Here is a 17,500-nt window from a genome sequence, read left to right as displayed (position 1 = left end):
TTAAAGAGGCTTGAACCTGTCAAGGGCCAATGGTAGCAACGCCTGCGGGCTGGCCGGCCTTGCTGCGCTGCAGGCCCGAAACAATGGCCTTGAGCGATGCCGAGACGATGTTGCCGTCCATGCCGACGCCGAAAAGCGTCTGGTCGTTGATGCGCAGCTCCAGGTAGGCCACGGCCTGCGCGCCAGCCCCGGCGCCGATCGCATGCTCGTGATAGTCCAGCACGCGAATATTGTCGCCCGTCGCGGCGGCCAGGCCCGCCACAAAGGCGTCGATGGGGCCGGTGCCCGTACCTTCCACGGCGTGGCTGTCGCCGCCAAGCTGAACCTCAGCCTTGATATGGAAAGATTCGCCACCGGTTTTCCCGGTCTCTTGGATGACCAGCCGCTGCGGCGCTGCGATGGTCTGCACGCCGTATTCCCTCTCAAACAGCGCAAAGATGTCCTTGCCGGTCAGTTCTTTTCCTGTCGCGTCCATCACCGACTGCACTGCCTGGCTGAACTCGATTTGCAGGCGACGCGGGAGTTCAAGCCCGAATTCGTTCTCCAGCAGGTAGGCGATGCCGCCCTTGCCCGACTGGCTGTTGACGCGGATCACGGCCTCGTAGCTGCGGCCCAGGTCTTTCGGATCTATCGGCAGATAGGGCATGTCCCAAATGTCGCCCTCTTTGCGCGCGGCAAAGGCCTTCTTGATGGCATCCTGGTGCGAGCCCGAGAACGAGGTATAGACGAGGTCGCCCGCATAGGGATGGCGGGGATGCACGGGCAGCTGGTTGCAATGCTCCACCGTGCGGCGGATTTCATCGATTTCAGAGAAATCCAGCCCGGGCGACACGCCCTGCGTATAGAGGTTGAGCGCGATGTTCACCAGGTCCACGTTGCCGGTGCGCTCGCCGTTGCCGAAGAGGCAACCTTCAATCCGGTCGGCGCCCGCCATCAACGCCAGTTCGCCGGCCGCGGTGCCCGTGCCGCGGTCATTGTGGGGATGAACCGAAATCACGATGGCGTCGCGCCGGGCCAAATGGCGGTGCATCCACTCCATCATGTCCGCAAAAATATTCGGCGTGGAGTGCTCTACCGTCGACGGCAGGTTGATGATGCATTTGCGTTCGGGCGTCGGCTGCCACACTTCGGTCACGGCATCGACAACACGCTTGGAAAATGCCAGTTCGGTGCCCGACCACATCTCGGGTGAGTACTGGAAGGTCCACTGCGTTTCAGGCTGGCCGGCGGCCAGTTGCTGGAACAGGCGCGCATTGTCGGTCGCAAGCTTGACGATTTCGTCTTCATCCATGCCCAGCACCACGCGGCGCATGACGGGAGCAGTGGCGTTGTAGAGATGGACGATGGCTTTTTGGGCGCCCTTGAGAGATTCGAAGGTGCGGCGAATCAGCGGTTCGCGCGCCTGGGTCAGCACCTGGATCGTCACGTCGTCGGGGATCAGGTTGCCGTCGATGAGCTGACGGAGAAAGTCGAACTCGACCTGGGAGGCCGAAGGAAAACCCACTTCAATTTCCTTGAAGCCGATCTTCACCAGCGTGTGGAACATCCTCAGCTTGCGGGGAATGTCCATGGGTTCGATCAGCGCCTGGTTGCCGTCCCTCAGGTCCACGCTGCACCAGATGGGCGCGTGTGTCAGCACGGCGTCGGGCCATGTGCGGTCGGCCAGCCGGACCGGCGCGAAGGATTGGTATTTGCTGGAAGGTATTTTCAACATGGTCATTTGGTCAACCCCAAAGATTTCAAAAAAACCAGCAACCCAAAAACAAAAACGGCCCGTTGCTGGTGCAAACGGGCCGTTGAATCAGGTGTACGCGTGCGCTACCGTCTCCGCCCGTTGGCAGATAGCAGTAGTGCTAGCGAAATTCGTTTCATCAGGTCAATGTACCACAATTATTTGTGAAGGCCGCGTTCATCGGGTTCGTCGGTGGACGTCGAGATCACGCTGGTCTGCTGGCCCTTGGCCTTGCGCCAGCCGTAAACGGCGTAACCTGACAGGCCATACAGCACGAACAGGCCGAACATCACGGTCGGCGGATGGATGTTGATGACGGCAATCCCGAGCGCGATCAGTACGATGGCCGCGAAGGGCACGCTGCGCTTCATCTGCACGTCCTTGAAGCTGTAGAACGGGACATTGGTGACCATGGTGAGGCCTGCGTACAGGGTGAGGCCGAAGGTGATCCAGCGAACTTCCATTCCGCTGATGCCGGCGTCGGTCATCAGCCAGATAAAACCCGCCACCAATGCCGCTGCGGCCGGCGACGGCAGGCCCTGGAAGAAGCGCTTGTCGACCACCGCCGTGTTCACGTTGAAGCGGGCCAGGCGCAGCGCGGCGCAGGCGCAGTACACAAAAGCGCCTATCCAGCCCCAGCGTCCCAGGCTGGTCAGCGCCCAGACGTAGGCAATCAGGGCCGGCGCAGCGCCGAAAGACACCATGTCGGACAGCGAATCCATCTGCTCGCCGAACGCGCTTTGTGTATTGGTCATGCGGGCGACGCGGCCATCCAGGCTGTCGAGAATCATGGCGCAGAACACGCCGATGGCCGCCTGGTCGAATCGCCCGTTCATGGCCATGACGATGGCATAGAAGCCGCCAAACAAGGCGGCCAGCGTGAACAGGTTGGGCAGTATGTAGATGCCCTTACGGCGCTTGCGCATCACTACCGGCGGGTTGTTGCCCGTGGACTCTTCGCCATCATGCATAAAAATACTCCTGAAGCACAACTGGTGCGCGCACAGCTATTAAATTAAGTTCATAGCATCCAAGGACACCATCGAGGAGCCGGGCATGCCCGCCAAGGGCTTGCAATTGCCGGCTCAGGCGCCAAGGATACCAAGATCGAGGCCGCAATAAATTTTGCGTTACCTTCGCTCTTTTAAGCATGGCGCCATCAATAAAAAAGCCGCGCAGGAACTTTGCGCGGCTTTTTGCAGGACAAGGCCCTGAGCGGGCCCTGAAATCAGTTGCGAGTCTGGTCGACCAGCTTGTTTTTCGCGATCCAGGGCATCATGGCCCGCAGTTTTTCGCCGACGATTTCGATCTGGTGCTCGGAATTCAGACGGCGGCGGCTCAGCAGGGTTGGCGCGCCCGCCTGGTTTTCCAGCAGGAAGCTTTTGGCGTATTCACCGGTCTGGATGTCTTTCAGGCACTTGCGCATCGCGTCCTTCGTGGCCGACGTCACGATGTTCGGGCCGGTCACGTACTCGCCGTACTCGGCGTTGTTCGAGATCGAGTAGTTCATGTTGGCGATGCCGCCTTCATAAATCAGGTCGACGATCAGCTTGAGCTCATGCAGGCATTCGAAATAGGCCATTTCAGGCGCGTAACCGGCTTCCACCAGCGTTTCGAAGCCGGCCTTGATCAGCTCGACGGTGCCACCGCACAGAACGGCTTGCTCGCCGAACAGGTCGGTTTCGGTTTCTTCGCGGAAGTTGGTTTCAATAATGCCGGCTTTGCCGCCGCCATTGGCCATCGCATAGCTCAGGGCCAGGTCGCGGGCCTTGCCGGACTTGTCCTGGTGCACGGCGACCAGGTGAGGCACGCCGCCGCCCTGGCTGTAGGTGTTGCGCACCGTGTGGCCGGGGGCCTTGGGGGCGACCATCCAGACGTCCAGATCGGCACGCGGGATCACGGCACCGTAGTGCACGTTGAAGCCGTGGGCGAACACCAGGGAAGCGCCCTGCTTGATGTTGGGGGCCACGTCGTTCTTGTAGACAGCGCCGATTTGCTCGTCGGGCAGCAAAATCATGACCACGTCGGCGGCCTTGACCGCGTCCGCGACTTCAGCGACCTTGAGGCCGGCCTTTTCGACCTTGGGCCAGGAAGCGCCGCCCTTGCGCAGGCCGACAACTACCTTGACGCCGCTGTCGTTCAGGTTTTGTGCATGGGCATGGCCCTGGCTGCCGTAGCCGATGATGGCAACCGTCTTGCCCTTGATCAGGCTCAAATCACAATCTTTGTCGTAAAAAACTTTCATTTTTCTCTCCGGAATAGGTATTGGCGAAAATGCCCTTCGACAGGCTCAGGGCGAACGGTAACCGCATATCGCCACTCGAAAATCCGTTCGCGTTGAGCCTGTCGAAACGCGCGCACGGAAGACTTAAATCAAACCCGCAAGATACGCTCGCCGCGGCCTATGCCGCTGGAGCCGGTCCGCACCGTCTCCAGGATGGCGCTGCGGTCAATCGCCTCCAGGAAAGCGTCGTTCTTGGACTGGTCGCCGGTCAGCTCGATGGTGTAGCTTTTCTCGGTCACGTCGATGATTCGCCCGCGGAATATATCAGCCATGCGCTTCATCTCTTCACGCTCCTTGCCGACCGCGCGCACCTTGACCATCATGAGCTCGCGCTCGGTGTAGGCGCCTTCGGTCAGGTCAACCACCTTGACCACTTCGATCAGGCGGTTCAGGTGCTTGGTGATCTGCTCGATGACGTCGTCGGAACCGGTGGTCTGTATCGTCATGCGCGACAGGCTTGGGTCCTCGGTGGGGGCAACGGTCAGGCTTTCGATGTTGTAGCCGCGCGCCGAAAACAGGCCGACCACGCGGGAAAGAGCGCCCGGCTCGTTTTCCAGCAAAACTGCAATGATGTGTTTCATATGAAGATTCCTCTTTTCGCCGCCCTCCCCCGCGCACGGTAATGCGCAGGCTCGGCGGGCAATAGATTCGTCAGGTGACGGTGAATGAATGGGTGTGTGGCGACGCGGGGATCAGAGGTCTTCCGACCCCAGCAGCATTTCGGTAATGCCCTTGCCGGCCTGCACCATCGGGAACACGTTTTCGGTCGGGTCCGTGCGGAAGTCCATGAACACCGTGCGGTCCTTGAGTTTGCGCGCCTCGCGCAGCGCCGGTTCCACGTCCTGTGGCTTTTCAATCAGCATGCCGACGTGCCCGTAGGCTTCTGCCAGCTTGACGAAATTGGGCAGCGCGTCCATGTAGCTGCTGCTGTAGCGGCCGGCATATTCGACTTCCTGCCACTGGCGCACCATGCCGAGGTAACGGTTGTTCAGCGACACGATCTTGATCGGCGTGTTGTATTGCAGGCAGGTGGAGAGCTCCTGGATGCACATCTGCACCGAGCCTTCGCCCGTGATGCAGAAGACTTCCGACTCGGGCTTGGCCAGCTTGATGCCCATGGCATAGGGAATGCCGACGCCCATGGTGCCCAGGCCGCCCGAATTGATCCAGCGGCGCGGCTCGTCGAACTTGTAGTACTGCGCGGCCCACATCTGGTGCTGGCCAACGTCCGACGTGATGTAAGTGTCGGCGTCCTTGGTCAGCTTCCACAGCGTTTCGACCACATGCTGGGGCTTGATGACGTCACCCTTGCCCATGCTGTACTTCATGCAGTCGCGCTTGCGCCAGCCTTCGATGGTGTCCCACCATGCGCCCAGTGCGTTGGCGTCGGGCTTGAGGCCCGACTCCTTGATCATGCTGATCAGTTCCGTCAGCACGTCCTTCACGTCGCCCACGATGGGAATGTCGACCCGCACGCGCTTGGAGATGCTGGAAGGGTCGATGTCGATGTGGATGATCTTGCGTTCGTTCTGCGCAAAATGCTTGGGGTTGCCGATCACGCGGTCGTCAAACCGGGCGCCGACGGCCAGCAGCACGTCGCAGTTCTGCATCGCGTTGTTGGCTTCGATGGTGCCGTGCATGCCCAGCATGCCGAGGAATTTTTTGTCGCTGGCCGGGTAGGCGCCTAGGCCCATCAGCGTGTTGGTGCAGGGGTAGCCCAACATGTCGACCAGCGTGCGCAGCTCCTGCGAGGCATTGCTGAGCAGCACGCCGCCGCCGGTGTAGATGTAGGGCCGCTTGGCCGCCAGCAGCAATTGCAGGGCCTTGCGGATCTGCCCGCCGTGGCCTTTGCGGACCGGGTTGTAGGAGCGCATTTCAACCGTTTGCGGATAGCCGGTATAGGGCACCTTGTTGAAAGACACGTCCTTGGGGATGTCGACCACCACGGGGCCGGGCCTGCCGCTGCGGGCGATGTGGAAGGCCTTTTTCAGCGTCTCGGCCATGTGCCGCGCGTCCTTCACCAGGAAGTTGTGCTTCACGATGGGCCGGGTGATGCCGACCGTGTCGCATTCCTGGAAGGCATCCAGGCCGATGGCGTGGGTGGGGACCTGTCCCGTGATGATCACCATCGGGATGCTGTCCATGTAAGCGGTCGCGATGCCGGTCACCGCGTTGGTGACACCCGGGCCGGACGTGACCAGAGCCACGCCCACGTCGCCGGTGGCGCGGGCATAGCCGTCCGCCGCGTGCACCGCCGCCTGCTCATGGCGCACCAGGATGTGCTGGATCGAATCCTGCTTGTAGAAGGCGTCATAGATGTGAAGGACCGCGCCGCCGGGATAGCCCCAGACGTGCTTGACACCTTCAGCCTGAAGCGCCTTGATGAGAATTTCCGCGCCGCGGAGTTCCTGGGAATTGGTGTGTGCAGACGCTGCTGCCGCGGAAGCGATTTCCGCCTTGGAGATTTCCATGATGAACCTTTGTGAATTTCTCTAACGAAATACCTTGGGTGCCTCTTCGCCCACTCTTGTGAAGCGGCGTCGAGACTTGAGGCCAGAACCATAAGCGGAAACATAAACCGCCGAGTCATGACCCGTTTGCCTTTTGAATTGCAGGGCATATTATGGCATTTCGCGTTGCGCGGTGGCCGCAGGCGCCGAAAAAGGGCTGGCCGACGCCGCCGTGATGCGATAATTTTCCAGCTGTATCCTTGGGATACATGCTGATCGGCATGAGCCCTGCGGTGACCGCGGGCCGCCCTACAGCACTGGACGAACCGGACCCCACACCGTTGGCAACTGAACAAGAACTCTCGGATTTCCTGAAAAACGTTGAAAAACGGGCTTTCAAGCGCAGCATTTACCACGTGCGGGACGAAGAAGCCGCCCTCGATATCGTTCAGGACAGCATGATGAAGCTGGCGCAGCACTACGGCGACAAGCCCGTCGCGGAGTTGCCCATGCTGTTTCAACGCATTCTGGCCAACACCACGCTGGACTGGTTTCGCCGCCGCAAGACCCGCAACGCGCTTTTCTCCAACATGAGCGACTTCGAATCGCCCGGGGACGATGGGGATTTCGATCTTCTGGAAACTTTAGAGACCCTGACCAACTCAGAGGGTACGGAGAGCGCGCAGGATGCCACGGAACGGGCTCAGATATTGCATGAGATCGAACTGCAGATAAAGGAATTGCCCGGCCGTCAACGGGAAGCCTTTCTGATGCGTTACTGGGAGGAAATGGACGTCGCTGAAACAGCAGCCGCCATGGGTTGCTCGGAGGGTAGTGTCAAAACCCACTGTTCACGCGCAGTTCACGCCCTCAGTAAAGCGCTGAGTGCCAAAGGTATAAAACTATGACTAATTCACTACAAAAAAGAGCCGATATCCTGCAGGACCGCTTTGGCCTGAAAACCGCCTCCTACCTGTCCGCAGGCGCGGCCGACCTGCCCTATGACATCTCCGAACGCCTGCGCGCCGCGCGCTTCCAGGCCGTCTCCAGCCGCAAAGTGGCAAAAACCCAGGCCGCCGCCAGCGTTGTGGGCAACGGCAGCAGCGCCGCCCTCACCTGGGGCTCCGACGACGGCCTGAGCTGGTGGTCCCGGATTGGCTCCGTTCTACCCCTGGTGGCACTGGTGGTGGGCCTGCTGGCCATCAATTCCATCCAGAACGACAACCGCGCCCAGGAACTGGCCGAAGTCGACGTGGCATTGCTGACTGACGAACTCCCGCCCGCAGCCTTCGCCGACCCTGGCTTTGTCCAGTACCTCAAAGTGACACGCCAAGCCCCCACGGTCCAATGACCCGCCAAGCAGACGCCCGACGCCTTCCTTCGCCTCTTGAGCCTTCAACCCGGTTGAAGCTGCAGTGGCTGTCATTCGGGCTTTTGATGGCCTCCTTGCTGGCTTTCCCGGCATTCAGTTTTGCCCAGGCCGCCAAGCCTGCGGCCTCGGCCAGCGCTCCTACGGCCTCCAAACCATCTGCCGCAGCCGCAAAAACCACCGCATCCAAACCACTGTGGGCTGAACTCTCCCCGATGCAGCAACAGGCGCTCGCGCCCCTGGCTTCGGGCTGGAACACCACCATCAGCGAACCGCAAAAACGCAAGTGGCTGGAAATCTCCAAGAATTACCCCTCGCTCACACCCGAAGGGCAGGCCAATCTGCACAGCCGCATGAACGAATGGGTCACCCTGAGCCCCCAGCAGCGTGCCCAGGCACGGCTGAACTTCGCCAGGACCAAGGAACTCTCCAAGCAGTTGACGCCTGAAGAGAAAAAGGCCAAATGGCAGACCTACCAGGCTCTCAGCCCCGAAGAAAAACAGAAGCTGGCAGCCAAGGCCAGCCCCAAGCCCGTCGGGGCGGCCACCGCCGTCAAGCCCGTAGCGCCCCAGAAGCTGGCAGCGGTTCCGCCGCACCCGGCTAAAGCCGCCAGCAAACCAGCGCCTAAAATCAGCGTTTTACAACCGGCGCCAGCCGCCGTGCCCGCCACCCTGCCTGCCAGTGGTGCTGCCACCGGCGGTCCAGGCGCCACGCCCCAGCGTTGACGCGCCGCCGGCGGGAAAGCCGGCCCGATTCTATTGGCCCGCTCCTGCCGCAGCCCTGCTGCCAGCGAGCATAAAAAGCGACTCATTTTTTGACAGCTACCGACACCCCCTCAATACCGTCCATCCCCAGGCGCATGGCCTGCTGGATGTATGAAGGCATGCTGATGTTCGGCGTGGTTTTCCTGGCCGGCTACCTCTTCAGCACACTGAGCCAGACCCGCAATGCCCTGGACAACCGCCACGCGCTGCAGGCCTTTGTGTTTGTGATCTTCGGCATCTACTTCGTCTGGTTCTGGGCCAAGGGGCAAACACTGGCCATGAAAACCTGGAACATCCGCGTGGTCGATGTCCGCGGCGCCCCCATCACCCAAAAACGCGCCCTGCTGCGCTATGTGTTGAGCTGGTTGTGGTTCCTGCCGCCGCTGGCCGTCAGCTGGCTGATGGCGTTGCCGGGCCGCGAAGGCGCCGTGCTGACCTTGGGATGGGTCGCCATCTGGGCCATCCTCGCGCGCTTTCATCCCCAAAAGCAGTTCTGGCACGACGCCTGGGCCGGCACCCGGCTCATTACCTGGGTGGCGCCTGAAAAACCCCGGTGCAAAGAAAAGGCCAAGGCCGCAGCCGTCGATGACGCGACCGGGCAGCCCTAACTTCAACATGCCATAAAGCTGCGCGACAATCGCCCCATGCCCGAACAAGTTCCGCTTTCCGCTCCCGCCTCCCAAGCCCCCACTGATGAGCCGGTCAACCCCCAAAAAAATCGCAAAGGCCTGAGCCGCGTCTGGCACGCCACGGGTTACTCCATCGCCGGCCTGCGCGCCGGCTGGCACGAGACCGCGTTTCGCCAGGAAGCCGTCGCCTCCATCGTGCTGCTGCCCGCCGCCTTCTGGCTGGGGCGCAACTGGGTGGAAACCGTGCTGCTGGCCGGCACGGTCATCCTCATCATGATCGTCGAGTTGCTCAACACCGGCATCGAAACGGCCATAGACCGCATAGGCCCCGAGTGGCACGACCTTTCCAAACGCGCCAAGGACATGGGCAGCGCCGCCGTCCTGCTCAGCCTGCTGCTGTGCGCGGGCACCTGGGCGATGGCGCTCTTTCAGCGATTCGCAGCATGAACAAAGACAGTACCGAAGTGACCGACACCTCCAAACCCGCCTTCTCCCTTTGTGTTTATTGCGGTTCGCGCACCGGCACCCAGCCTGAATTCGCCGCCATTGCCGCGCTCGTCGGCACCTGGATAGGCACCCATGGCGGGCAACTGGTCTACGGCGGCGGCCGCAACGGCCTGATGGGCATCATGGCCGACGCGGCGCTGGAAGCCGGGGCACGGGTTGTGGGCGTGATTCCCAAGGCGCTGGTTGAAAAGGAATGGGCCCACACGGGCTGCACCGAACTGCACATCGTGGAGAACATGCACGAACGCAAACGCATCATGGCCGAGAAGGCAGATGCATTTCTGGCCCTGCCGGGCGGCATAGGCACGCTGGAAGAATTTTTTGAAGTCTGGACCTGGCGCCAACTCGGCTACCACGACAAGCCCATTGGCCTGCTCAACATGGGCGGCTATTACGACAGCCTGCTGGCCTTCCTCAACGCCTCGGTGAAGGCCGGCTTCATGAACGACTGGCTGATGGACCTGATTCGCACCGGCACCGATGCGGAATCGCTGCTTGAAGCCCTGGTGCAGGCGGCCGGCATGACGCCCGCCGCCACCCGCCTCGACCAGATCTAAGCGGTTTAGCGGCGCTCAGACTGCCGCTTCGTCCTCTTCCCCGGTGCGGATACGCACCACGCGCTCCACGCTGGTGATGAAAATCTTGCCGTCGCCGATCTTGCCGGTGCGCGCGGCGCGCACGATGGCATCCACACAGCGATCCACATCCTCGGTTTTCACCACGACTTCGACCTTGACCTTGGGCAGAAAGTCGACCACATACTCGGCGCCGCGATACAGCTCCGTGTGGCCCTTCTGGCGGCCGAAACCCTTGACTTCAGTGACGGTCAAGCCGGTCACACCGCATTCGGCCAAGGCCTCGCGGACTTCTTCGAGTTTGAAAGGCTTGAGGACGGCGGTAATTTGTTTCACTGAATATCTCCATTCGTTTTAAATATCGTCAAAAAAGCATTTGGCGGCGTACGACGCGCGAGTGACTTCACCAGCCTTGGCCGCGGAACCGGCTTTGCCGGGCAGCAGGCGCAGCGGCCCCCTCGGGGGGCAGGGAGCTACGCGAAGCGAGCGACCGTGGGGGCCCATCACTGTCGGAATTTGCTGGTAATAGGATAGCGCCAATCCTTGCCAAAGCTCCTGTGGGTGACCCTGATGCCCACCGGCGCCTGCCGCCGCTTGTATTCGTTGATGCGGATCAGGCGCGCCACTCGCTCGACCACCGCGCGGTCAAAGCCGGCGGCGATGATGCCTTCGGCGCTTTCGTCGTTTTCCATGTAGCGCGACAGTATGGCATCCAGCACCTCGTAGGGCGGCAGGCTGTCCTGGTCGGTCTGGTCGGGCCGCAGCTCGGCGCTGGGCGGGCGCGTGATGATGCGCTCCGGAATCGGGTTGCTGCCGGTGCCGTACGGGTCGTTGGCGTTGCGCCAGCGCGCCAGGCGAAACACCGAGGTCTTGAGCACGTCCTTGATCACCGCGAAGCCGCCCGCCATGTCGCCGTAAAGCGTGCAGTAGCCGGTGGCCATTTCACTCTTGTTGCCGGTGGTCAGCACGATGGAGCCGAACTTGTTGGACAACGCCATCAAAAACACGCCGCGTATGCGCGCCTGGATGTTTTCTTCGGTCGTGTCTTCCTTCAGGCCCTTGAACTCGCCGGCCAGCGATGCCTTGAAAGCCTCGAACTCGGGCACGATGGAGATTTCGTCGTAACGCACCTTCACACGTTCGGCCATCTCGCGCGCATCTTTCCAGGAGATATCGGCCGTGTAGGGCGAGGGCATCATCACCGCGCGCACCTTGTCGGCGCCCAGCGCATCCACCGCGATCGCCAGCACCAAGGCCGAATCGATGCCGCCCGACAGGCCCAGGATGGCGCCCGGAAAACCGTTTTTACCGAGGTAGTCGCGCACGCCCAGCACCAGCGCGTCCCACAAATCGGCCTCGTGGCTGCGCTCGGGCGCCGTCTCCGCGGTCAAGGTGACAGTGTCCTGCGCGCGCTCCGCACCAATGGCAAACAGCTTTTCCCTGAAGCTTTCGGCCCGCCCGGCCAGCGCGCCGTCAGCCTGTAGCGCAAAGGAGCGGCCTTCAAACACGATTTCGTCCTGCCCGCCGACCAGGTGCGCGTAAATCAGCGGCAGCCCGGTGGCCAGGCAACGGTTTTGCATCATCTGCTCACGCTCGCCGCCCTTGCCCACATGGAAAGGCGAGGCATTGATGACCACCAGCAGCTCGGCGCCCGCCTCTTTGGCCAGGCGGGCGGGCTCCTCAAACCAGGCGTCTTCGCAGATCAGCAGGCCTATGCTGACGGCATCGCCGCCCTCGCCGGCCTGGAACACGCAGCTTCCCTGCCCCGGCGTGAAATAGCGGCGCTCGTCGAACACCTGGTAGTTGGGCAGCTCGCGCTTGGCGTAGCTCTCGATGACACGTCCCTCGCGCAGCACCCTGGCCGCGTTGTGCCGCTGCTGCACCTCCACGCTTTTGGTGCGCAGGCCCTTGCCGTTGTCGCCGTGGGTGGGCGTGCCCACCACCACCGTCAGGCCTTTTAACCCGGCGAGCTCGCGGGCCACCTGATTCACGGCATCATCACAGGCCTGGATGAAAGAGGGACGCAGAAACAGGTCTTCGGCCGCATAGCCGCAAATCGCCAGTTCGGGCGTGAGCACCAGCCGCACGCCGTCCTGGTAGGCCGTGCGGGCCGCCTCGATGATCTTTTGCGCATTGCCCGGCATGTCGCCCACGCAGTAGTTCAATTGGGCAACGCAGATTTTGAGTGGCATGTAGAAGTAAAACCCGAAAAAACACGTGAAAAAAGACTCAAACGATTATGTCATCCGCGTGCTGGATTCGCCGCTGAAGGTCAATGCGGAGCAGTGGAACGCCCTGCTGGCGGCGCAAAACCCCGGCGAGGCCGCCAACCCCTTCATGCGCCATGAATACCTGGCCGCGCTGCACGAAAGCGGCAGCGCCATGCCCGACACCGGCTGGACGCCGTGCTTCGTCACGCTCTGGAGAGGCGACGCGCTGGCCGGCGCCTGCCCGCTTTACCTCAAGGCACATTCCTACGGGGAATATGTATTCGACTGGGCCTGGGCCAATGCCTACCAGCAGCACGGGCTGGACTACTACCCCAAGGCGGTGGCGGCCGTGCCCTTCACGCCGGTACCCGGTGCCCGGCTGCTGGCGCGCAGCGCCGCTGAGCGGGTGTTGCTGGTGCAGGCGTTGATGGCCTGGTGCAGGGACGAAAACCTGTCGTCCCTTCATCTCCTGTTTACCGCCGATGAAGACGTGGCAGCCTGCGAAGAAGCCGGCCTCATGCTGCGCCACACGGTCCAGTTCCACTGGAAAAACAATCACTACCGCGACTTCGACGATTTCCTCGCCTCACTCAACCAGGAAAAGCGCAAAAAAATCCGCCAGGAACGCCGCAAGGTACACGATGCCGGCATCACCTTCCGCTGGTCGCTGGGCAAGGACATCAGCCAGGCCGACTGGGATTTTTTCTACCGCTGCTACGAGCGCACCTACTACGAACACGGCAACGCACCCTACCTCAGCCGCGACTTCTTCCAGCGCATGCAGGACACCATGCCGGAGAACTGGCTGCTGTTTATCGCCGAGGGCGACGCCGGCGGAAAGCGCCAGCCCATCGCGGCCAGCCTGGTCGCGGTCAGCGCTACGCCGGCGGAAGACCCGGCAGGCGCGGCCATGCCTTCGCTGGTTGCCTATGGCCGCTACTGGGGCGCTCTCGCGCGCGTCGACTGCCTGCACTTTGAGGCGTGTTACTACCAGCCGCTGCAGTGGTGCATTGAACACGGCTACCAGCGCTTTGAAGGCGGCGCGCAGGGCGAGCACAAAATGGCGCGCGCCCTGCTGCCCGTCAAGACCACCAGCGCCCACTGGCTGGCCCATCCCTCGTTCGCCGATGCTGTCGAGCGCTTCCTCGAACGCGAAGGCGCCGGCATTGAAAGTTATATGGAAGAGCTGGAGCGGCGCAACCCGTTCAAGGCGCCCCCTCCAAATAGATGAGTTGCAGCATAACCACGCTGAATCAATTCCTGCGAAATCAACGTGCCAAGCATCACATACCCATGTATTCTCGACCGCGGTTTCTTTATGTTTCACTTTTCTGAAAGAGTCTCGATGAAAAAAGTTTTCCTGGCCGGCGCAATTGCCGCAGCGTTCGTGGCAATGCCGGCTTCGGCCCAGTGGTATGCAGGTGTCGGCGTCGGCTCTTCAAAAGCCACGGGTATAGACGGCCCCATCACCGGTACCGGTGTCCCAGCCGGCACCCGCTTGACGGGCGGAGACTCCACCAAGGGCATGTACAAGCTGTACGGCGGCTACCAAATTACCCCTAACTGGGGTGTTGAGGTCCAATACTCGGACCTGGGCAACCGGGACGTAGTCGCACGCACCGCTGCGGGCGCTCCGATTGTGACCGGCTCCCTCAAGCTGTCGCAATACAGCATTGCCGGCACGGGCACCCTTCCGCTGGGTGGGGATTTTTCTCTCTTCGGCAAGGTCGGTGTTTCCAACAACCGGGAAAAAATCAACATTCTCGGCCAGTCCAATTCCGGCAACAAAACCTCGCTCATGGCTGGCGTTGGTGTCGCATACAACATCACGCCGGCACTCGCCGTGCGTCTGGAATACGAGAACTTTGGTAAAACAGACCAGGGTTTCGGTGGTTCAATTCGCACAGACGCGTACTCTCTCAGCTTGAAATACGCATTCTGATAAGCTGCGTATCCTGAAAAAGCCGGGCCAGTCCCGGCTTTTTTCATCCTCGCAATTTTGTTTGCCTCTTCTATTCCATCTCTTACCCGCCGAAAGGAATGCAAATGGCCGCCGCCCCCACCTACATCGTCAAGATGGTTGACGCCAACAGCCTGAGCGCGGACGACCGTGTCGCCGCCGAACTGCGCTTTCGCATGGCGCTGGAATTCGCCGTGGGCGGTCCGGAATACGTGCTGCCATCGCTGCAGGCCTATATGCTGGCGCAAACCCTGACCGAAGGCCTGCCGCTCGAAGAGGCCTCCGAAGCCGTGGGGCAGGTCATTGCGCTGTGGCAAAACGCCGAGACCGACGCAATCCTCGCGGCGATGCGCCCGCTGGGCGACAACCTGGACAACGCCCGCTTCGAAATTCTTCCTCTCTGAATCGCCGGGCGGGCCAATAATCGACACCATGAGCAACGCCGCCCTCCCGCTTTCGGGCCCTTCGGCAACCGACGCGCCTGCCGCCAACGACAGCGCCCTTGGAACCCCCTCGCCGCTGGGCCGCCCCCACGCCCGCCGCCTGCGCGAAATCTACCGCTCGGCCGGTTGGCCCTGCCAGGACCTGCTGGAGATCGAGCTGCTCGCCACCGGCATGCTGCAGCGCGTGGCCGGCCCGACGGGCCATGAAACCCTGCGCGTCACCGACGCGGGGATCGCCTACCTCGCGGCCACGCTGCTGCGCAACCGCTCCGCCTTGTCCAAACACGAAACGCTGGTCGAACAGGTCGCCTGCGAGATGGTGCGCGCCGGCCGCATCGCCTGGCGCGGCCTGGGCCTGCGCGCCCAGTTGCCGCCGGAAGCCGAAGGCGGCAAGGCGCGCTGGTGCGTGGTGCGGCCCGACGTGTTTTCCATCCGCAACACCACGGTGCAGGAATACGTGGACCCCATCGTCCACGAGATCAAGGTGCACCGCTCCGACCTGCTGGGCGACCTGCGCCGCCCCGAAAAGCGCGCCGCCTACCTCGACCTGGGCGGCGAATGCTGGTATGTGCTGGGCTGCGATGCCAAGGGCCGGCCCATAGGCGCGGCCGATGAGGTTCCGCTGGAATGCGGCGTGATGGTGATGGAAGGCCAACGCCTCGCCGTTGCCCGCGCGGCACCGCGCCGTTCGCGGCAGTCCTTGCCGCTGGGCGTGTGGATGGCGCTGGCCAAGGCAACGCCTGTCGCCGGACTCACCGACGATGAGCAGGGCATGCTGGGCGACTGCGAAGCCTGAACGCGATCCGGCCCTCGCGCTGAGCCCGGCGTGACAGGCATGGCTACGGCAAACCCTAGTGCCACAGCCCCGCCCGCTCGGTTAAGGTCTTCCCACGGAGACAACAACCATGAAATCCCTGACCGGCCTGGACGCGACCTTTCTCTACCTGGAAACCCCCGAGATGCCCATGCACGTGGGCTCGCTCAACCTGTGTGAACTGCCCGCAGGCTTCAAGGGCAGCTTTCACAAGGCGGTGAAAAACCACATCGCCAAACGCATGCACCTGGCGCCGGTGTTCAGCCGCAAGCTGGTCTTCATGCCGCTCGATTTGGGCCACCCGCTGTGGGTAGAGGCCGATTCGGTGGACATCGACTTTCATATCCGCCGCGCCGATTCCACCAGGAAAGGCGCGGCGCCGATGACGCTGGCCGAAGTCCACAAGCTCTGCGCGCAGCTGCATGGCGAGCTCATAGACCGCAACTTCCCACTCTGGGAGTTCTACATCTTCGACCGCATCAAGCGGCCCGAATCCCAGGGCGGCGGCATCGTGGCGGGATTTTTCTCCAAGATTCACCATGCCGCGCTGGACGGCAAGGGCGGCGTGATGCTGGCCAATGCCATGCTGGACCTGAGCCCCGAGCCGCGCGAAGTGGCGCCTCCCGACCCGGACCGGCGCCGCAAGCTGGAGTCCGACCTCAAGCTGGGCAAGATGATCGGCTCGGTGTTCTCCAGTTCGCTGGGGCAACTGGCCAAAGTCGCCAAATCTCTGCCCGCCGTCGCCAGCACCTTCGGCAGCACGCTGGCCAAACAGTCCATCGGCAGTTCGGCCACAGGCGTCAAGGCCAAGATGCCGATGAAGCTGGCGCCGCCCACGCCCTTCAACGCGGGCATAGGCTCGGGCCGCGTCTTCGTCACCGCCACCATCCCGCTGGGCGAGACCAAGGCCATGGGCAAGGCGGTGGGCGGTTCGTTCAACGACATGGTGCTGTGGATCTGCTCGACCGCGCTGCGCAGCTACCTCACGCAGCACCACAGCCTGCCGAAAAAATCGCTGGTGGCCGCCATGCCGGTGTCGCTGCGCGAAGCCGGCGCCACTGATGCCAGCAACCTGGGCAACCAGGTCAGCATGAGCCTGGTCGAGCTGGGCACGCACCTGGCGCACCCGCTCAAGCGCATGAACGCCATCATGGCCTCTACCGCCAAGGTAAAAACCTCCATGCAGAGCCTGAAGGGCCTGTTGCCGACCGACTACCCCTCGCTGCTGGCGCCCTGGCTGGTGGGCGGCGCCGCCAAGATGGCGCTCAATGCCTACGGCAAAAGCGGCATGGCCAGCCGCCTGCCCATGGTGGCCAACCTCGCCATTTCCAACGTGCCGGGCCCGCCGGTGCCGCTCTACCTGGCCGGCGCGAAGTTTTTGACCTTCCACCCGCTGTCCATCATCCTGCACGGCCTGGCGCTCAACATCACCATCCAGACCTACGCCGACCACGTCGACTTCGGCATCATTGCCGACAAGAAGGCGCTGCCGCACGCCAAAGACCTGGCCAGGGCGATCGAGGATGCCTTCAAGCAGGCACAGACGCTGATGGCCGGCGCGGCGCCTGCCGCCGCAGCCGAAAAGACGGTCAAGAAAGTCGCCAAAAAGCCCGCCGCAAAAACAGCCGCGAAGGCCGTCCCGGTAAAAACCCGCAAGGCCGCTGTCCCGAACGTGACGAAATCCACCGCGAAGCGCGCAAAGTTAGAGACGCCTCCCTCTGTCAACAAGCGCAAGCGGCTCCATACTGTTTGAGTCAAAACTC

18 protein-coding genes are annotated in these 17,500 nt (G+C 62.2%); 11 read left to right on the top strand and 7 right to left on the bottom strand.

Features of this window, described 5'->3' with window-relative positions:
• Positions 1-19: 19 nt before the first annotated feature.
• From leuA to ACLV74_RS15690, 5 genes are all read right to left on the bottom strand, one after another.
• Positions 20-1,714, bottom strand: a complete 1,695-nt coding sequence (leuA, locus tag ACLV74_RS15710) for a 2-isopropylmalate synthase (RefSeq protein ID WP_411880382.1) — start codon at positions 1,712-1,714, stop codon at positions 20-22.
• Between the two features lie 176 nt (positions 1,715-1,890).
• Positions 1,891-2,703, bottom strand: coding sequence for a CDP-diacylglycerol--serine O-phosphatidyltransferase (gene pssA / locus ACLV74_RS15705; RefSeq protein WP_411880330.1), 813 nt, complete (start codon positions 2,701-2,703; stop codon positions 1,891-1,893).
• 257 nt (positions 2,704-2,960) lie between these two features.
• Complete coding sequence (gene ilvC / locus ACLV74_RS15700) at positions 2,961-3,977, bottom strand: ketol-acid reductoisomerase (RefSeq protein ID WP_411880329.1); 1,017 nt, start codon at positions 3,975-3,977, stop codon at positions 2,961-2,963.
• Between the two features lie 128 nt (positions 3,978-4,105).
• The gene (gene ilvN / locus ACLV74_RS15695; RefSeq protein WP_007869681.1) at positions 4,106-4,597 is read right to left on the bottom strand and encodes an acetolactate synthase small subunit; all 492 of its coding nucleotides are present in this window, start codon (positions 4,595-4,597) and stop codon (positions 4,106-4,108) included.
• 111 nt (positions 4,598-4,708) lie between these two features.
• Positions 4,709-6,487 carry an acetolactate synthase 3 catalytic subunit gene (locus ACLV74_RS15690; RefSeq protein ID WP_411880328.1) on the bottom strand — a complete coding sequence of 593 codons (1,779 nt, stop codon included), beginning with the start codon at positions 6,485-6,487 and terminating at the stop codon, positions 4,709-4,711.
• 320 nt (positions 6,488-6,807) lie between these two features.
• Here ACLV74_RS15690 and ACLV74_RS15685 point away from each other — a divergent pair, with 320 nt between their 5' ends.
• From ACLV74_RS15685 to ACLV74_RS15660, 6 genes are all read left to right on the top strand, one after another.
• Positions 6,808-7,374 (top strand): RNA polymerase sigma factor, encoded by a 567-nt coding sequence (locus tag ACLV74_RS15685; protein ID WP_411880381.1) that lies wholly within the window; start codon positions 6,808-6,810, stop codon positions 7,372-7,374.
• A complete protein-coding gene (locus ACLV74_RS15680) occupies positions 7,371-7,817 on the top strand; it encodes a DUF3619 family protein (protein WP_411880327.1) in 447 nt (148 codons plus the stop codon). Before ACLV74_RS15685 ends, ACLV74_RS15680 begins: the two co-directional genes overlap by 4 nt.
• An 86-nt stretch (positions 7,818-7,903) precedes the next feature.
• Positions 7,904-8,560 (top strand): DUF3106 domain-containing protein, encoded by a 657-nt coding sequence (locus ACLV74_RS15675; RefSeq protein WP_411880326.1) that lies wholly within the window; start codon positions 7,904-7,906, stop codon positions 8,558-8,560.
• Positions 8,561-8,649: 89 nt separating this feature from the next.
• Positions 8,650-9,207, top strand: a complete 558-nt coding sequence (locus ACLV74_RS15670) for an RDD family protein (protein ID WP_411880325.1) — start codon at positions 8,650-8,652, stop codon at positions 9,205-9,207.
• 36 nt (positions 9,208-9,243) lie between these two features.
• On the top strand, positions 9,244-9,675 hold the full coding sequence (locus ACLV74_RS15665; RefSeq protein WP_411880324.1) for a diacylglycerol kinase: 432 nt from the start codon (positions 9,244-9,246) through the stop codon (positions 9,673-9,675).
• On the top strand, positions 9,672-10,292 hold the full coding sequence (locus tag ACLV74_RS15660; RefSeq protein ID WP_411880323.1) for a TIGR00730 family Rossman fold protein: 621 nt from the start codon (positions 9,672-9,674) through the stop codon (positions 10,290-10,292). The genes ACLV74_RS15665 and ACLV74_RS15660 overlap by 4 nt, the downstream gene beginning before the upstream one ends.
• Before the next feature lie 15 nt (positions 10,293-10,307).
• Here the strand turns inward: ACLV74_RS15660 and ACLV74_RS15655 are convergent, their stop codons facing one another.
• A complete protein-coding gene (locus ACLV74_RS15655; protein WP_096665314.1) occupies positions 10,308-10,646 on the bottom strand; it encodes a P-II family nitrogen regulator in 339 nt (112 codons plus the stop codon).
• A 167-nt stretch (positions 10,647-10,813) separates the two neighbouring features.
• Complete coding sequence (locus ACLV74_RS15650) at positions 10,814-12,502, bottom strand: NAD+ synthase (RefSeq protein WP_411880322.1); 1,689 nt, start codon at positions 12,500-12,502, stop codon at positions 10,814-10,816.
• Between the two features lie 25 nt (positions 12,503-12,527).
• Between ACLV74_RS15650 and ACLV74_RS15645 the strand changes: the two genes are divergently transcribed.
• The 5 genes from ACLV74_RS15645 (at position 12,528) to ACLV74_RS15625 (ending at position 17,490) form a co-directional block, all read left to right on the top strand.
• Entirely contained in the window at positions 12,528-13,751 is a 1,224-nt protein-coding gene (locus ACLV74_RS15645; protein WP_411880321.1) for a GNAT family N-acetyltransferase, read from the top strand.
• 114 nt (positions 13,752-13,865) lie between these two features.
• The gene (locus tag ACLV74_RS15640; protein WP_411880320.1) at positions 13,866-14,462 is read left to right on the top strand and encodes an outer membrane beta-barrel protein; all 597 of its coding nucleotides are present in this window, start codon (positions 13,866-13,868) and stop codon (positions 14,460-14,462) included.
• Positions 14,463-14,566: 104 nt separating this feature from the next.
• Positions 14,567-14,884, top strand: a complete 318-nt coding sequence (locus ACLV74_RS15635) for a hypothetical protein (protein ID WP_411880319.1) — start codon at positions 14,567-14,569, stop codon at positions 14,882-14,884.
• Between the two features lie 28 nt (positions 14,885-14,912).
• The gene (locus tag ACLV74_RS15630) at positions 14,913-15,719 is read left to right on the top strand and encodes a hypothetical protein (RefSeq protein ID WP_411880318.1); all 807 of its coding nucleotides are present in this window, start codon (positions 14,913-14,915) and stop codon (positions 15,717-15,719) included.
• A 109-nt stretch (positions 15,720-15,828) separates the two neighbouring features.
• Positions 15,829-17,490 (top strand): wax ester/triacylglycerol synthase family O-acyltransferase, encoded by a 1,662-nt coding sequence (locus tag ACLV74_RS15625; RefSeq protein WP_411880317.1) that lies wholly within the window; start codon positions 15,829-15,831, stop codon positions 17,488-17,490.
• Positions 17,491-17,500: the final 10 nt, after the last annotated feature.

The organism is Polaromonas sp. YR568 (genome assembly GCF_943369415.1).
Taxonomy (GTDB): domain Bacteria; phylum Pseudomonadota; class Gammaproteobacteria; order Burkholderiales; family Burkholderiaceae_C; genus Polaromonas.
This window is presented reverse-complemented; position numbering and strand designations above follow the sequence as displayed.

Coding starts and splice junctions, on each gene's coding strand:
- leuA (WP_411880382.1), bottom strand. CDS start 1,714: ATGTTGAAAATACCTTCCAGCAAATACCAATCCTTCGCGCCGGTCCGG.
- pssA (WP_411880330.1), bottom strand. CDS start 2,703: ATGCATGATGGCGAAGAGTCCACGGGCAACAACCCGCCGGTAGTGATG.
- ilvC (WP_411880329.1), bottom strand. CDS start 3,977: ATGAAAGTTTTTTACGACAAAGATTGTGATTTGAGCCTGATCAAGGGC.
- ilvN (WP_007869681.1), bottom strand. CDS start 4,597: ATGAAACACATCATTGCAGTTTTGCTGGAAAACGAGCCGGGCGCTCTT.
- ACLV74_RS15690 (WP_411880328.1), bottom strand. CDS start 6,487: ATGGAAATCTCCAAGGCGGAAATCGCTTCCGCGGCAGCAGCGTCTGCA.
- ACLV74_RS15680 (WP_411880327.1), top strand. CDS start 7,371: ATGACTAATTCACTACAAAAAAGAGCCGATATCCTGCAGGACCGCTTT.
- ACLV74_RS15675 (WP_411880326.1), top strand. CDS start 7,904: ATGGCCTCCTTGCTGGCTTTCCCGGCATTCAGTTTTGCCCAGGCCGCC.
- ACLV74_RS15665 (WP_411880324.1), top strand. CDS start 9,244: ATGCCCGAACAAGTTCCGCTTTCCGCTCCCGCCTCCCAAGCCCCCACT.
- ACLV74_RS15660 (WP_411880323.1), top strand. CDS start 9,672: ATGAACAAAGACAGTACCGAAGTGACCGACACCTCCAAACCCGCCTTC.
- ACLV74_RS15650 (WP_411880322.1), bottom strand. CDS start 12,502: ATGCCACTCAAAATCTGCGTTGCCCAATTGAACTACTGCGTGGGCGAC.
- ACLV74_RS15640 (WP_411880320.1), top strand. CDS start 13,866: ATGAAAAAAGTTTTCCTGGCCGGCGCAATTGCCGCAGCGTTCGTGGCA.
- ACLV74_RS15635 (WP_411880319.1), top strand. CDS start 14,567: ATGGCCGCCGCCCCCACCTACATCGTCAAGATGGTTGACGCCAACAGC.
- ACLV74_RS15630 (WP_411880318.1), top strand. CDS start 14,913: ATGAGCAACGCCGCCCTCCCGCTTTCGGGCCCTTCGGCAACCGACGCG.
- ACLV74_RS15625 (WP_411880317.1), top strand. CDS start 15,829: ATGAAATCCCTGACCGGCCTGGACGCGACCTTTCTCTACCTGGAAACC.